Annotated in this window: 1 rRNA gene; it reads left to right on the forward strand. The window is 54.1% G+C overall.

The window, feature by feature from the left end:
• Positions 1 to 804: ribosomal RNA gene (locus ACGK9R_RS17175) — 23S ribosomal RNA — on the forward strand; the annotation flags it as partial.

Genomic DNA, 804 nt, shown 5'->3' on the forward strand with positions numbered 1-804 from the left:
GTGAAATCGAGTAGGTCGGGGCACGAGAAACCCTGATTGAAGACGGGGGGACCATCCTCCAAGGCTAAATACTCCTGGCTGACCGATAGTGAACCAGTACCGTGAGGGAAAGGCGAAAAGAACCCCGGCGAGGGGAGTGAAATAGATCCTGAAACCGTGTGCGTACAAGCAGTGGGAGCCCACTTGTTGGGTGACCGCGTACCTTTTGTATAATGGGTCAGCGACTTGTATTCAGTGGCGAGCTTAACCGTTAGGGGAGGCGTAGAGAAATCGAGTCTTAACTGGGCGACCAGTCGCTGGATACAGACCCGAAACCGGGCGATCTATCCATGAGCAGGGTGAAGGTTGAGTAACATCAACTGGAGGCCCGAACCAGGATCTGTTGAAAAAGATTTGGATGACTTGTGGATCGGAGTGAAAGGCTAATCAAGCCCGGAGATAGCTGGTTCTCCTCGAAAGCTATTTAGGTAGCGCCTCACGTATCACCACCGGGGGTAGAGCACTGTTTCGGCTAGGGGGTCATCCCGACTTACCAACCCGAGGCAAACTCCGAATACCGGTGAGTGCAGCGTGGGAGACACACGGCGGGTGCTAACGTCCGTCGTGAAAAGGGAAACAACCCGGACCGTCAGCTAAGGTCCCCAAATCCTGATTGAGTGGGAAACGATGTGGGAAGGCTCAGACAGCCAGGAGGTTGGCTTAGAAGCAGCCATCCTTTAAAGAAAGCGTAATAGCTCACTGGTCGAGTCGGCCTGCGCGGAAGATGTAACGGGGCTAAATCAGGTACCGAAGCTACGGGTGCAT

The organism is Halomonas sp. HNIBRBA4712, from assembly GCF_043558675.1.
In the GTDB taxonomy this organism is placed as follows: domain Bacteria; phylum Pseudomonadota; class Gammaproteobacteria; order Pseudomonadales; family Halomonadaceae; genus Vreelandella.